The 13,307-nt window shown below is 61.5% G+C and carries 12 protein-coding genes and 1 tRNA gene; 7 read left to right on the forward strand and 6 right to left on the reverse strand.

Annotation, left to right across the window (positions count from 1 at the left end; all coding sequences use genetic code 11):
- The first annotated feature begins 134 nt into the window (after positions 1–134).
- From ACPPVR_RS36650 to ACPPVR_RS36660, 3 genes are all read left to right on the forward strand, one after another.
- Positions 135–821 (forward strand): recombinase family protein, encoded by a 687-nt coding sequence (locus ACPPVR_RS36650; RefSeq protein ID WP_426611358.1) that lies wholly within the window; start codon positions 135–137, stop codon positions 819–821.
- 480 nt (positions 822–1,301) lie between these two features.
- Entirely contained in the window at positions 1,302–1,829 is a 528-nt protein-coding gene (locus ACPPVR_RS36655; protein ID WP_426611359.1) for a hypothetical protein, read from the forward strand.
- 817 nt (positions 1,830–2,646) lie between these two features.
- Positions 2,647–4,341: a hypothetical protein gene (locus ACPPVR_RS36660; RefSeq protein ID WP_426611360.1), complete on the forward strand. Its 1,695-nt coding sequence runs from the start codon at positions 2,647–2,649 to the stop codon at positions 4,339–4,341.
- 159 nt (positions 4,342–4,500) lie between these two features.
- Here ACPPVR_RS36660 and ACPPVR_RS36665 read toward each other — a convergent pair whose 3' ends face one another.
- The 4 genes from ACPPVR_RS36665 to ACPPVR_RS36680 all read right to left on the reverse strand — a co-directional run bounded on the left by ACPPVR_RS36665 (position 4,501) and on the right by ACPPVR_RS36680 (position 7,606).
- Positions 4,501–6,249 (reverse strand): DUF6538 domain-containing protein, encoded by a 1,749-nt coding sequence (locus tag ACPPVR_RS36665; protein ID WP_426611361.1) that lies wholly within the window; start codon positions 6,247–6,249, stop codon positions 4,501–4,503.
- A gap of 89 nt (positions 6,250–6,338) precedes the next feature.
- Positions 6,339–6,413: transfer RNA gene (locus ACPPVR_RS36670), tRNA-Glu, on the reverse strand.
- A 144-nt stretch (positions 6,414–6,557) separates the two neighbouring features.
- Positions 6,558–7,148 carry a DUF2846 domain-containing protein gene (locus ACPPVR_RS36675; RefSeq protein WP_426611362.1) on the reverse strand — a complete coding sequence of 197 codons (591 nt, stop codon included), beginning with the start codon at positions 7,146–7,148 and terminating at the stop codon, positions 6,558–6,560.
- A 113-nt stretch (positions 7,149–7,261) separates the two neighbouring features.
- Complete coding sequence (locus ACPPVR_RS36680) at positions 7,262–7,606, reverse strand: hypothetical protein (protein WP_426611363.1); 345 nt, start codon at positions 7,604–7,606, stop codon at positions 7,262–7,264.
- Here ACPPVR_RS36680 and ACPPVR_RS36685 point away from each other — a divergent pair.
- From ACPPVR_RS36685 to ACPPVR_RS36700, 4 genes are all read left to right on the forward strand, one after another.
- Entirely contained in the window at positions 7,605–8,612 is a 1,008-nt protein-coding gene (locus tag ACPPVR_RS36685) for an RluA family pseudouridine synthase (RefSeq protein WP_426611364.1), read from the forward strand. The genes ACPPVR_RS36680 and ACPPVR_RS36685 overlap by 2 nt on opposite strands.
- Before the next feature lie 219 nt (positions 8,613–8,831).
- On the forward strand, positions 8,832–9,731 hold the full coding sequence (rpoH, locus tag ACPPVR_RS36690; protein WP_426611365.1) for an RNA polymerase sigma factor RpoH: 900 nt from the start codon (positions 8,832–8,834) through the stop codon (positions 9,729–9,731).
- 251 nt (positions 9,732–9,982) lie between these two features.
- The gene (locus ACPPVR_RS36695; protein WP_426611366.1) at positions 9,983–10,324 is read left to right on the forward strand and encodes a hypothetical protein; all 342 of its coding nucleotides are present in this window, start codon (positions 9,983–9,985) and stop codon (positions 10,322–10,324) included.
- Positions 10,325–10,562: 238 nt separating this feature from the next.
- Complete coding sequence (locus ACPPVR_RS36700) at positions 10,563–10,970, forward strand: hypothetical protein (RefSeq protein ID WP_426611367.1); 408 nt, start codon at positions 10,563–10,565, stop codon at positions 10,968–10,970.
- A 104-nt stretch (positions 10,971–11,074) separates the two neighbouring features.
- On the opposite strand, the gene ACPPVR_RS36705 is transcribed toward ACPPVR_RS36700, so the two are convergent.
- Together ACPPVR_RS36705 and ACPPVR_RS36710 are read right to left on the reverse strand one after the other, a co-directional pair.
- On the reverse strand, positions 11,075–11,701 hold the full coding sequence (locus ACPPVR_RS36705; protein ID WP_426611368.1) for a peptidoglycan recognition protein family protein: 627 nt from the start codon (positions 11,699–11,701) through the stop codon (positions 11,075–11,077).
- Positions 11,702–11,736: 35 nt separating this feature from the next.
- On the reverse strand, positions 11,737–12,948 hold the full coding sequence (locus tag ACPPVR_RS36710; RefSeq protein WP_426611369.1) for a GGDEF domain-containing protein: 1,212 nt from the start codon (positions 12,946–12,948) through the stop codon (positions 11,737–11,739).
- Positions 12,949–13,307: the final 359 nt, after the last annotated feature.

Raw genomic sequence — 13,307 nt, forward strand, 5'->3', positions numbered from 1 at the left:
GCTTATCCGGTTTCCCACAACCGGGAGACGTTGGCGTTCGGCTGCGCGACAGCCATGCAAAACGGAATCGCAGGGATTCCAAATAGGGCATTGTCTATAACCTAAACGCTCGATAAGGTCTTTTACAGACGCTTATGGAGGCTGCGGTGACGACCGAACGCACCTTAATCACCTACATCCGAGTCTCGACTTCCCAACAGGGCCGCTCAGGGTTGGGCATCGAAGCGCAGCGGCGGACGCTCGCTCATTTCGCTCAGGCCGAGGGGTTCACGGTAGTGCGTGAGTTCGTAGAGGTAGAGACCGGCAAGGGCGCTGATGCTCTGGACCGCCGCCCGCAGCTAAAAGGGGCCCTCGCTGCCGCAAAGAAGCTCAGGTGCCACGTAGCTGTAGCTAAACTGGACCGGCTCAGCAGGGACGTACACTTCATTTCGGGGCTCATGGCCCACAAGGTCCCTTTCGTGGTCGCTGAGCTAGGGCCTGATGTTGATCCGTTCGTGCTCCACCTGTTCGCCGCATTGGCTGAGAAGGAGCGCGCGCTCATCTCCACGCGCACCCGCCAAGCTCTCTCGGCTGCTAAGGCTCGTGGGGTGACGCTGGGCAACCCTAAGCTCAACGTGGCCCGCAAGAGCGCCGTGGAGGCCGTGAAGGCCGAAGCTGACCGCTACGCGGCCAACGTCCTGCCAATCATCCGTGAGGCCCAGAAGGCCGGTGCGAGCACGCTCAGGCAGGTGGCAGACGCATTGAATGCGCGCGGTATCCCTACGGCACGCGGCGGGCGCTGGTATGCGCAGTCAATCGCAAACATTCTTGAGCGCGCCTAAGCAGAACGGGTGGCCTCCGGTGCCACCACAGCGTTTCACTACGCTGAATGCAACAGATTCAACAACATGACCAATTATCCCCCTTATGTACTACAGCAAGCGCTCACGGGACTCCGGTTGGGCATGGGACCCGTGGGACATTGTTGCTGGGTCCCTCCTTTCAAAATCGGCGGGCTAAAGGCAAAGGCCCCTGCTCAGCTAAACAGGGCCGTGTGCTTCTCTGGAAGTACCGTATGGGTCCCATAACGAGCCGCTAGCTACTAGCTGCCCTTTCTCTTGCAGCAGCAAACACACTCAGCAGTCAACCTCCGCGCAGGGAGTGTTTCACTACGCTGAATGCAACAGATTCAATCACTTAGCCGATTATCGTGCCGACGTTGTAGACGAAGGCCCACCATGCCCCCGAGCAAAGCCCCTAGCTAGCTAGAAACGGGGCGACCACACACAAGCACACCACTCGAAAGGAACAAAGAGAACACAATGGCTCGATTGCCTAGAGGTAAGACCAAACACCCGCCATCTCATTCTGAGGCCATGAAGGCCAAGTGGCAGGACCCAGAGTACAGGGCAAAAATGGCTGAGCGGGACAGCGAGATGAAAGAACTCCGCAAAGCTGACCCAGAACGCTTTACTCGAACAGGTATCCCCAACGGGATGAGAAAGGAAGAAGCTCAGCGCCTGTGGGCCGTAGCGGAGACACAGGCCGACAAGGTCATTCAGACTCTGAAGGTGGCCGGGATGCTCCCAGAGACAACAGGGGCCTCCACAGCGGCAACAACTACGGGAGCAAATCAGTCCAGCATCGCTGTTCCAAACACAGACGAGGGGATGGCTGAGGCTGCGCTCAGAGAACTCTTTAAGGTGGCCTTGGGACCTACAGGGACTCGGGCCAAGCTGTCGGCGCTAGCTATCATCATGAAATACACCCGCCTGCCGCCTATGGCTGTCCTACAGTTGGCCACAGGCACCGCTGAGGGTGTGCTCGATGAGCTTGCTGGCAGCAGCTAATAGAAAACAGCAGAGGAAGATAATAGCGGCAATCAATTGCTGGCTAATAACCTTCTGCAATCTGCTCTCTGTGCTGGGCTAGTCGAAATCTACAGGAGAATCTAAACCACCCCCTGAACCTTCTAATATCTTCTTCATTAGGGCTTTCGAGGGTTGCTTTCCGTCAAGTGCGGATAAGGCCTGTGCCCTTCAAGAGCGGACTCCTCCGCATTACGCTCTGACACAATTCACAGCAGCAAACCGCCAACCTTAACTGTCAACCCTCTAAGGGCAGCCAATGGCCCGTGGGTTATCCAGCTATCATGTTCCCCACTGTCCATTGGGTTTCCTCAGCGTGGTTCAGGTGGGGTTAGTTGGTTTGCGATTATGGGCCACCTTAATGGTCCCCATTAGTTCCCTTCTCTGTAGCCGAATCTCCCCCCCATACTCCTAAAGAGATCCTTATAGGACCGAAGGGGGTGCATTAATCGCCGCCCTTTGACGCGGCTAATCACCCAAACCAAAGCCCGCCTAAACCGTCCGCATTGGCCGGACCCCAAAGGCGTGCGCTCAATCCAAGGCATAGCCTATGCAGAACAATACTATCGGCTCGCACGGGCCCGCTCTCGTGTCGCCGCAGGACTTCCTTGACCGTATATCGCTCCTGTGGGCCGCCCCGCCTTTCAGCATGAATACTACCCCGGCGCTTGAGGCTGGTTGGTCTGTACTAGTGGAGCATTTCCACCGTGCCGCGTCCAGCAATCTAAGCAGCGCCGCGCAAAAGCGGTCATATGCGCTCCCTCTGCCTACAGGCTCAGGGAAGACAGAAGGGACCTGCGTGTATGCGGCGCTTCAGGCCGACAGAAACCTGAATCACCCCAGCCCGGTCGGCATGCTGATCGTAACCCGTCTCATCGTCGATGCCGACAAGGTGGCTGAAAAGATCAACTCAATGGCAGGGCGCAGGGTCGCCGCAGCCCACCACAGCGAACACAAGTTGACCACTAGCGAAATGGCTGAGTTTGACGTGCTGGTAATCACACACGCAGCATTTAGGGACGCCGCCGAGGCTTTTGGAAGACACGCGCCAGAGCGGTGGAACGTGTTCTATCATTGGTCCAGAGGGACGCGCTCATTGATCGTGGTTGACGAAGCCTTGGCCAACGCCGTGGACCACAACGCAGTGACAAGCTCTGACCTCGACGTGGTGTTGCGGGCCATTCCCCACGAGCTGCGCGCTCAACACCCGCTTGCTCTCACCGCGTTGGAAAAGCTCAAGTCCTACTTGGACCGCAAGGAAAGGGATCAGGAGCCGGGTAGCGCCTTATCACGGATGCTGTGGGGTGAAGGTGCCCCCGCCTATGTAGAGCAGATCAGGGGCCTTCGTGGAGTGCTGAAGACGACAGCCTTTGACCTCACGCTGTTCAATGCTGAAGCCCAAGACACCGTCGATGGTATCCTTGAGGACGTTGAGGTGATGCTGGATAGCTACGCCTACTATTACCGCAGCGGCGCCCAACACTCGCTGAACTCCTCCCGTTATCTCATTCCACGCGGCATGCCGGGGATCGTAATCCTAGACGCCACCGCCAACAGCAATGTGCTCTATGAGTTGCTGGAGGAGGCAAGGGCCGGGGCCGTGTCCGTGGTGCCGGTTCCTAGGGGAATACGCAACTATAGCAACGTCACGCTGCATGTGGCTCGCACCACCGCAGGGCTAGGCAAGAGCAAGATGAAGGACACGAAACATCTACGGATTCCCCGGCTTGTCCATGAGGTGGCGAAGGAAGTCGGGCAAGGCCGCAAGGTGTTCATGTGCGTCCACAAGCTGGCAAAGGATCTGTTGGAGACCTTCAACACAAAGGAAATGCCCCTAAGCATCGGCTGGTGGGGTGCCGTGGATGGAAAGAACGATTGGGCGGACTGTGATGTGGCAGTGATTTTTGGGCTTCCCTACATGGACCCGCGCCGTGCCATCGGCAGCGTCCTGGCCGTGAACGGGCCGCAAGACAACGCATGGCTTCAGTCACCACCGCCCTACAATGAGCACGCCAACATTCCCGACATGCTAGCTATCAGGGACGTAGCTGCGTCTGTGGTTCAGGCCATCAATCGCGTGCGGTGCCGTCGAATAGTGGACTGCTCCGGGCGCTGTGAAAAGACCGACGTGTACATTGTGCTCCCGAAGGATTGGCGGGGGGATACGGTGCTGGAGCATATCCACCTTAACATGCCCGGTATCCACGCGGTGCCATGGGACTTCGAGCCTGATGGGCCGAAGGTGTATGCGCCACGGTGCAGCTCAGCGAACGAAGCTGTAATTGGCCTCATGAGGGACCGGAAGCGCGGTGCGGTGCCGATGTCGCACGTTCAGAGGGAGCTTTCCTTAAGCAATCGACAAATGGCACGAGTGAAGGAGGACTTGGCGAAGGACACGAGCAAGATCACAGCCGCTCTGCGTGAGGAGGGGGTGATCTACAGGGTGGAAGGAAGAGGAAGAGGGTCCAAGAGCTATCTCCTGAAGGCAGCATAGCAATACATCGGCGCACCAAGGGTCCCAATTGGATTCCAAGGTGCGCCGTTTTTTTCTCATTGGCAGGTCGTGTTTGTGCCACCGATTCCGTTTGGCATAGTGGAGCAGTGAACCGTGGGCGGGTTCATGCTCTGCATTGCTGCACGGGCTACAGGGCACTTAGGTTGCCTCTGTGCCGCGTGTACGCCTTACAGCTCCCATTGGCTGGACACGCGACACGTCCAGACCGGGGTACGAGATGTCATCAACTGCTCGCTTCAGAACATTGGCGCCCCAGCGCCTTAGCATCTCCTTCGCGCCATAGGTTCGGCCCACCGACTTCCCGCCGCTGCTTCGTCCTGTCAGAGCATCACGCAACTCCTCATCGGGGGTGGTGCGGCGAAGCGCGTCCTGAAAGCCGTGGCGGAAGCTGTGATAGACCTTGTTCCGATCATTGATGCCAACGTGATTGCGCAGATAGCGGCCCCACCACTTGGACCACGCGCTCAGGGCACCCTTTTGATGCGGAGCAACGGTGGGAAACAGCCACGCCTTGTCACCTTCTTTGCGCCGTGCCTCCACGTATTTCAGGAAGCCAAGGGTGACGAGTTGCGGGTGGACCGGAACGACACGCTCGGACGTCTTAGTCTTGAGCCTCCGGCCTATTTTGATGTCGCGCGTGAACCACATGAGCAGAACGCTCGTGTCTTCATCCGAACGAATGTCCGATACCCGGAGGCCCGCGTATTCGGCCTGACGTGCTCCAGCGAACAGCGCCAGCAAGGGCAACCACACTCCCGCATCTCCCTTGGCCCCCACGGGCGGCTTGTGCTCGGTGAAGAGCGGGGCGTCAAAGATGGTCTGGAGGTCGCGGGCGTCGAATGGCTCTCGCTCCGACTGCTCTTCTTCAAGACGCATCTCGGCAAAGGCATCAGCCCACACCACATCATCGGGGAGAAGCTCCTTGTGTCCCCACCCTGCAACTGCCTGCACAGCCCCAATTTGCTTATTCACCGTGCCGGGGGAGACCTTGGCAACGGCGGGATGCGCGCGCCCATACTCGCTCAGCTCCGGCAGGGAAGCTTTCAGCAACGCGCCCTTGCGTATCTTAGGGACTAACTGAAGCGCTGCGCGATACGCACGGGCGTGCGAGCGCCTGACATCCGCGATAGCGAGATTACCATGCAGTTGAATGAACATCTCCACTGCTCGGCCGTACTCGTGCACCGTGCCCTCGGGCCTCTCGCGTTCCTTTTTCCAGCCCTCAAAGGCTTCCTTCAATGTTCCGCCTCCGTGCTCGCCTAAGACCCTGGAATCAGGTAGGCGCGGAGTTTCTATAACTGCACCGTCATAACGAAGCCCAATGTCATCAAGGGCCTGAAGGAAGGCCTTGGCGCTTTCGATACAAAGGTTGTGATAGGCCGCGCTGCTTTGGTCTATCGTGATACCGAAGGCTGCTAGGGCGTTTTGGGCGCGGTGCTCAGCGAACGAAACATCCCCGCCAGCAAACTGCTGCTGACAATCGCGTAAGATGTCCCTCAGAGCATCCGCGTTAACATTCTGGCCGTGTTCTCCGATTGTCTCTAGCCTGCCCGAAAACCTAAGGGCTGCGTCTTCCTTCAGCGCCGTTGCGTACACCCACTCGGCCATACGTTTGATCAGTGCATCGGTTAGTGATGCGACGACGGGGCGTTCCTTGAGCAGGGCCTCGGCGCTCGCCAACGTCCGATTGAAGTCCGCTAGGACGTGCGTGGCAGCGACATTCGCCTCCTTGAGCACCTTGGTGCCGAGGGATTTCTTGAGATAGACCTGCTTGGGTTTCTCGGAATTGAGGACACGCGCGACGGCCTCTTGGAGGCGCTCGGGCACCTTCCGCTGGGCGTAGTACGTCCCGTGCCTGTCCTTGATCAGTCCCATCAACGCGCGCATCAAAAGCTACCACGCAGTGCTACCACCAGAGCGCGGTCAAAGCCATGATTTGCGTGATGTTTTTGATATTTCAGCGCTTCTAGAGCCGCTGGCGCTCCCTAGGGGAATCGAACCCCTGTTTCAGCCTTGAGAGGGCCGCGTCCTAACCGCTAGACGAAGGGAGCGTGTGGGAGAGGACATAGCCGCGAATTTTGGCGGCGGCAAGCCTCGATCGGGCCCGAAAAGTGCGGATATGCACGGGGGTGCGGCTCAGGCTTAACCGCACGATGGCCGGCCGGGCACCGCGTTCCCGAGACCGCCGGGAACACCTAAGGCGTCTTCAGCTTCTCGATCGCGGCTGCGCCGGCGGCCGGGTCAAACCGGAACAGCCCCGCGCCCGCGAGCGCGGACTTGAAGGGCGATGACGACCGGATCTGCTCCCCGCTGCTGCCTGAAACGGCCTGGTTGAGCAGATCCTGGACGGGGGCGCCGCCGCGCTGCGTCCCGACACCGAAATAATAGTTCTTGCCGGCCTCGATCGGGACTTCGACTTCGTAGTCCGTCAGGGACAGCTTCATGTGCGAGGCGATCTTGGTGATCCCCGGTGGCCGATCGACGACGAAGAACGTCCCCATCTCGACCTTGCCGGCGGACTTGCCGTCGATCAGGATCTCCGTAGAGGCGGCCAGCCCGCCCATCGCGCCCAAAATGCCCTTCTCGCGCAGGAAGTAGAGCCGCGCGTGCCGTGAGCCCGTTGGCTTGGCCCGCGCTGCGGGTTGTTTGGACTGAGCTGGCGGTCCGGCTTGTTTGCCTGGCGCTGCGGGCTGTTTGGCCGGCTCGGCGAGCGCCGCAGATCCAGCGCATCCGATCCATCCAATCACGAAAGCAATCGCGACGACGCCTGACTTGATACGTCCCATTCCCAGTCCCAGCCCAACTTGCCCTGGGCGAGAGCTAAATCAGAAGTTGCGCGGCAAGACAACGCGGGACCAGGGAACGATCAACAGAGTCAGCCCGGGCGCCTCGGCCGGGCTCACGGCTCGTTGGCAAACTTCAGCTTTCCAGCCGGCCGCAAGGTGCGGGCGTCGAAGGTGCGGATCTCGGTCACCCCGCCGACATCGAGCGTGATCACCAGGCGGTCGCCGGCCACGCCAGTCGCGACGATTTTGGCGCCCTTTGGCAGGGTGGCGGTGACGTCACTGGGCGCCTCGGTTGCCCTTCCCTCCGACTTGAAAAGGCGGTAGCCCACCCCGATCAACACGGCGCAGATCGCCAGCCCCGTGGTCAACCCCGCGATCAGCATCATCCGACGCACCCGCGCAAACAGCGCGGCCTGCTCGGGGCTCGGGTCGGGAACAGCGGTATCAGACGTCGTCATGGAAAGCTCGGGTTCAGCGCAGAAATTGGAGGTCGTGGTCGGCGGCGACGAGGGCTCGGCCCGGCTCGACCGCGTGCTGGCGGCGCGCCTGCCGGACCTGTCGCGATCAAGGCTGAAAGCCCTGATTCTGGCGGGCGCGGTGAGCCTGAAGGCCTCCGCGGTCCGCGACCCCGCTTATCACGTCAGTTCGGGCGATACGATCATAATCGACGTGCCGGAGGCAGTCGCGCCGGAGCCCAAGGGCGAGGATATCGCGCTCGATATCGTATTTGAGGACGACGACATCATCGTCCTCAACAAGCCCAAGGGCCTGGTGGTGCACCCGGCGGCCGGGCACGAGACCGGCACGCTGGTGAATGCGCTGATCGCCCATTGCGGAAGCTCGCTGTCGGGCATCGGCGGGGTGCGCCGGCCCGGCATCGTGCACCGGCTCGACAAGGACACCACCGGGCTGATGGTGGTCGCCAAGAACGACCTCGCCCACCAGTCGCTGACCGCGCAATTCGCCGACCACGGCCGCACCGGGCCGATGCGGCGCGGCTATGTGGCTTTCGCCTGGGGCGTGCCGGGCCGCCATCGCGGCACGGTCGATGCGCCGATCGACCGCCATCCGTATGCGCGGGAGAAGATGGCGGTGCGCGACAGTGGCCGCGAGGCCGTGACCCACTGGGAAGTTTTGCAGAGTTTTGCCGGGCGCGACGGCAAGCCGATCGCGACGCTGCTCGCCTGCGAGCTCGAGACCGGGCGCACCCACCAGATCCGCGTCCACCTCGCCCATATCGGCCACCCCCTGCTGGGCGATGCGGTCTACGGCCCCCATTTCAAGACCAAGGCGAACCAGCTTGGCCTCGAGTCGCAGGCGGCCCTGACCGCCCTTGGACGGCAAGCCCTGCATGCTTATCTGCTGGTATTGGAGCACCCGAGGACCGGAGAACTTCTGCACTGGGAAGCAGCTCTGCCGGAGGATTTGCTTCTCCTGGAGGGCGCCCTGAAAGCGGCGCTATGACGCAGGCTGTTTCAGAAAACCCTTACCTTACAAAAAGTTATAGCTGCCACACGTGGACGTGACGTCAGCAATCCTTCCCTTTTTGCCCCTTCCTGTTGTATATTGCGCCTGCGTTGAAATGAGCAACGCGGAACATCGCAGCTACGACTGGCTTTAACAAAGCGGTCGTCTGCCTGGCTCGCCGCTATCGGGGGCCTGAACCTGTTTGGAGGGCGCACTATGGCCCGTACAGCTGCACTGCCGGTCCTTAATGGAGAATCCGGCCTTTCCCGTTACCTCGGCGAGATCCGCAAGTTTCCGATGCTGGAACCCCAGCAGGAATACATGCTCGCCAAGCGTTGGCGCGAGCACGACGATCGTGACGCCGCGCATCAACTCGTCACCAGCCATCTGCGACTCGTGGCCAAGATCGCCATGGGCTATCGCGGTTACGGCCTGCCGATCTCCGAGGTCGTCTCGGAAGGCAATGTCGGTCTGATGCAGGCGGTGAAGCGTTTCGAACCCGAGAAGGGCTTCCGTCTCGCTACCTACGCCATGTGGTGGATCAAGGCGTCGATTCAAGAGTACATCCTGCGTTCGTGGTCGCTCGTAAAGATGGGCACCACCGCGAACCAGAAGAAGCTGTTCTTCAACCTGCGCAAGGCGAAGAGCAAGATTTCCGCACTGGACGAAGGCGATCTCCGCCCCGACCAGGTGGCGATCATTGCCAAGCGTCTCGGCGTCACGGCTCAGGACGTGGTCGACATGAACCGCCGCCTCGGTGGCGACGCGTCGCTCAACGCACCGATCCGCGACGACGGCGAAGCCGGCGAATGGCAGGACTGGCTGGTCGACAATTCGCCCAACCAGGAAGCCATGCTGGCCGAGCACGAGGAGTATGATCACCGCCGTGACGCGCTCAATGGCGCCATGGGCGTGCTCAACCCGCGCGAACGCCGTATCTTCGAGGCTCGCCGCCTCGCCGATGAGCCGATGACGCTGGAAGACCTTGCCGCCGAGTTCGGCGTGTCGCGCGAGCGCGTCCGCCAGATCGAGGTCCGCGCCTTCGAGAAGGTGCAGTCCGCAGTCAAGGGCACGATCGCAAGGCAGGAACAAGCCGCGCTGGAAGCCGCGCTCTAAGCGCGAGGTTTTGGCGCCGGAGATTGGCGGATCGAAGAGACAAAAGCCGGCGGCAACGCCGGCTTTTTTGTTGGGTGGAGAGATGAGGGCCAAGCACCGGCTGCCCCTTCTTCCCTTGGATACAGAGTGAGACGACCATCACTCTCCTCTGCCCCGAGCCAAGGTAGAACCGGGCTTGCCTTGAACCCGCACTGCCGCTCAACCGACCCAAGACTATCGTGCTGGCAGCATCAAGCGAACGGACACCCACCGTGTCGATCATCCTGCAATCCACCGTCGGCGGCTTCTCCACTCAGTTCATGCGCAAGCTGCCGCTGGTCGAACAGGCCATGCGCGATCACGGGCTCGCCCCCGCTGAGTTCGTCATCTCGAAGGACTATGCGAGCACCGCGACGATCCCGATCATGGGTCCGTTCTTCTATAATTACAGCGTGTTCTTCGGCGACGAGCAGTTCACCGTCACCGAGCCGAACGACATGGTGTTTCTGGATTACTTCTTCAAACGCGTGCTGGCTGCGGACGGGCCGCCGGAATTGCCGCAGCAGCCGGGGTTGATCCGACGATTGTTCGGGTGGATGGCTCAGCCGGTTTGACGCCGTTTGTCTCAATCATGCTTGTCGCAGGACGTCGGCTCGTGTATGTGCTGCGGCCCGGCGCAATACCGCGCCGCTTTGTTCACGCTCTCAAGGGAGGCGGCATGAAGTTGAGATCGACACGTTCCGACCGCCGCCGCCCATCGGTGACCGGCGATCGGTCATGAGCTGAACGCCGCTACGCGGCTGTTCTTCCATTCATCCAATTTGGTTACGAGGGGCGTGACGCGACACGGCGTTGCGCCGTGTCGTCATGTATTTGCGGTTCGTTACACCGCTCATCCACCCGCACAGCCGCGTGGAGAGCGGCTTCTTTCGCGCGTCCTGGTACATCCATCGGAACAACTGTCCCGACTGGATTCGGCAGGAGCTGGCAGACCAGTTCGGCTGGTTCGCACAGCATCTGCCGATTCCGGGGCGCATCGCGCGGCACTTCAAGCGGCGCGATTCGATCTGGGGCATTTGCTGGTTCGATCCCCGAGCCCGCGAGGCGGTTAGCCGCGCGCGTTACTGCGCCTGGCTGCTCGAGGAGGGGGGCCTGCCGGTGCGTACGATCACGACCTCGCGCCAGCGCGAAGTGATCTGGCGCGATGCGCATCAGATCGTCACCAAGCCTTCGGCCGACCTTCCCAAGGCCTTCCCCTGAACGGGAAGGCTCGCTGGGCTTCGGCCACTCTCGATGGCCATTCGGCACCGGCGGCTTCGGCCGCCGGTCGTTCCGGACGCGCCCAATGAAGGACGTCGAATCCTTCACTCCCCCCAGGTCCGTGCCAGCGTCGCGAGCCAGCAGCCTTCGCAATAGCGCGCGTCCTTGAAGTCGATCCAGTTGTGCGCATAGACGTGGTCGAGCGGGATGTTGTAGCGCGCGCGCAGGACCTGGACGAGGATCTTCCACGCCGCGACCTGCGCTGCGGTCGGGCCCGTCGCCACGTCAGGATAGTTGCCGGCGAACTCGACGCCGATTGAATTGTCGCGCACGACCTGATGATAGGTCGGCTTGTTGTCGATGTACTTGTTGTCGTCGCGGTTGGCGCCGTCGGTATGGGTCGGCACCAGATTGTCCGCGACTGACCAATAGACCGTGCCGTCGGTCTCGACCCAGACCATCACCCCGCGCCGGGTCGGGTTCTTGAACTGCTCCTGCGCGCCGCCGCGCGCCGAGCCCGTCGGCCCCTCGGTCTGGTGCACGATGATGTTGCGCCAGGCATGGGCATTGCCGACATCGCCCCACGGCGCGAGCCAGACCATCTTCAGGCCGGGAATGTCGGGCGTGCCCGAGCCGCGCGCGAGCTTGGTGAGCTCGACATCGGTTGCGGCGGCGGGAGCGATCAGGGCGAATGCGGCGAGAACGGCGGCGAGCAGGCGAGATATCATCATGCGGGGTCCAATGCGGACCAGACGCTAACACAGCCTCAGGCGAATTTGCGCGTGGCCTCGACCGGTCCAGGCAGCTCCGGCAAGAGCGGCGGGGCCGGATCATAGACCGCAAAATCGTTCTTGCCGTTCTTCTTGGCGGCATAGAGGGCGTGGTCGGCGTGCGCGATCAGCCGGTCCGGGAATTGGCCGATGTCGCGATCCCATTCGGCCACGCCGATCGAGATCGCGATCGGGATGTCCTTGCCGGCGCAAGCCGCCGCGTCATGGCGGCAGACTTCGAGCACGCGGCGGGCAATCAGCGCGCCTTCACGCAATGAGGACGACGGCAGCACGACGCAGAACTCGTCGCCGCCGGTGCGGGCGAGCATGTCGCCGGGCCGCAGCCGCGTCTGCGCCATCAGGGTGAAATGCTGGAGGCAGGCGTCGCCCGCGGCATGTCCATGGGTGTCGTTGATGGTCTTGAAGCCGTCGAGATCGATCACCAGCAGCGAGAACGGCTCGCCGCTGCGCTCCGAGCGGGCGCATTCCTCGGAGAGGCGCTGCAACAGATGGCGACGATTGGCGACGCCGGTGAGATCATCGAGCAGCGCGAGGTCGGCAACCTCGTTGCGCAGCCGGTCCATCGCCATCAAAAGGAAGCCGAAATTGAGCGTCATCGACAGGAACAGCAGTCCCAGCACCATGACGGCATGGCCCTGACTGCCGGCCACGGCCGAGAAGTTGCCGCCAAGCAGATTGCCGATCGTACGGGCAAAAAACAGCGCGATGATGGTGATGATGACGATACTGGACAGCCAGGCGCCGGGACTGACGCGGCCTTCCTGCGGCGACAGCAGCAGGCGCAACGCCAGCAGCAGGGGCACAGCCTGTCCGACCGTGTAGCTGATCATGCGAAGCTGCATGTGGTCGAAGACGAGCATGAAGAACGCCGTACCGCCGATGCTTACGGCGCTCGTCGCGACCATGACGCGCCAGGACACCGGCCGGCCAAAGAAGCGCTGAATGCCCATCGCGGCCAGGCAGCTCGCCGCGATGATGCCGGCAGAGCCGAGCAGAAGCGGCGCGGGAGAGGTGACGAACAGGCGGGCCAAAGCGGTCATCGCGCCGGCGGCACCGACGAAGGCCGACGCCATCCAGAACCGCGCGGCCTCGAATTTCGGATAGGAGCGCGTCACATAGGCCCAGATCAGGCCGAGCGCCAGAAAGTTGACGACGAAGACCGTCCAAAGTGTCGGCACGTTCAGCATGGCGTCCGCAGTACGCGCAGCGTCCCGCCCCCTGTCTCCGGCAGCCGTTCGTCCATGACCCGTCCCCGTGTTCTTGCGGAAGACAATGCGCGGGGTGCGCTTAATGGAATCTCACTGCGATCTGCGAAAGCGCGCCTTTGGTTTTGGATTGATGAATCCCGCGCGGCGATTCCGGACTCGTTAAGGATGGCCGGCGCACCCGCCGCCATCATGCCGCGGTGCGCTGTGATGCGAATTCGCGGGCGGAAATCACCCGAAAATGCATCTGAGCTGTGGATAACGTAATGACACAGATGTGACAGCGCGGGGCACAGCCCTGCGAATCTGCTGAGTTTGTCCTCGAGGATGTTGCGAGGCTG

The organism is Bradyrhizobium sp. McL0616 (assembly GCF_049993385.1).
Lineage (GTDB): Bacteria > Pseudomonadota > Alphaproteobacteria > Rhizobiales > Xanthobacteraceae > Bradyrhizobium.

Excerpts from the sequence above, each read along its gene's own strand:
- ACPPVR_RS36650 (WP_426611358.1), top strand. The coding sequence starts at position 135 with ATGGAGGCTGCGGTGACGACCGAACGCACCTTAATCACCTACATCCGA.
- ACPPVR_RS36655 (WP_426611359.1), top strand. The coding sequence starts at position 1,302 with ATGGCTCGATTGCCTAGAGGTAAGACCAAACACCCGCCATCTCATTCT.
- ACPPVR_RS36665 (WP_426611361.1), bottom strand. The coding sequence starts at position 6,249 with ATGCGCGCGTTGATGGGACTGATCAAGGACAGGCACGGGACGTACTAC.
- ACPPVR_RS36675 (WP_426611362.1), bottom strand. The coding sequence starts at position 7,148 with ATGGGACGTATCAAGTCAGGCGTCGTCGCGATTGCTTTCGTGATTGGA.
- ACPPVR_RS36685 (WP_426611364.1), top strand. The coding sequence starts at position 7,605 with ATGGAAAGCTCGGGTTCAGCGCAGAAATTGGAGGTCGTGGTCGGCGGC.
- ACPPVR_RS36680 (WP_426611363.1), bottom strand. The coding sequence starts at position 7,606 with ATGACGACGTCTGATACCGCTGTTCCCGACCCGAGCCCCGAGCAGGCC.
- rpoH (WP_426611365.1), top strand. The coding sequence starts at position 8,832 with ATGGCCCGTACAGCTGCACTGCCGGTCCTTAATGGAGAATCCGGCCTT.
- ACPPVR_RS36705 (WP_426611368.1), bottom strand. The coding sequence starts at position 11,701 with ATGATGATATCTCGCCTGCTCGCCGCCGTTCTCGCCGCATTCGCCCTG.
- ACPPVR_RS36710 (WP_426611369.1), bottom strand. The coding sequence starts at position 12,948 with ATGCTGAACGTGCCGACACTTTGGACGGTCTTCGTCGTCAACTTTCTG.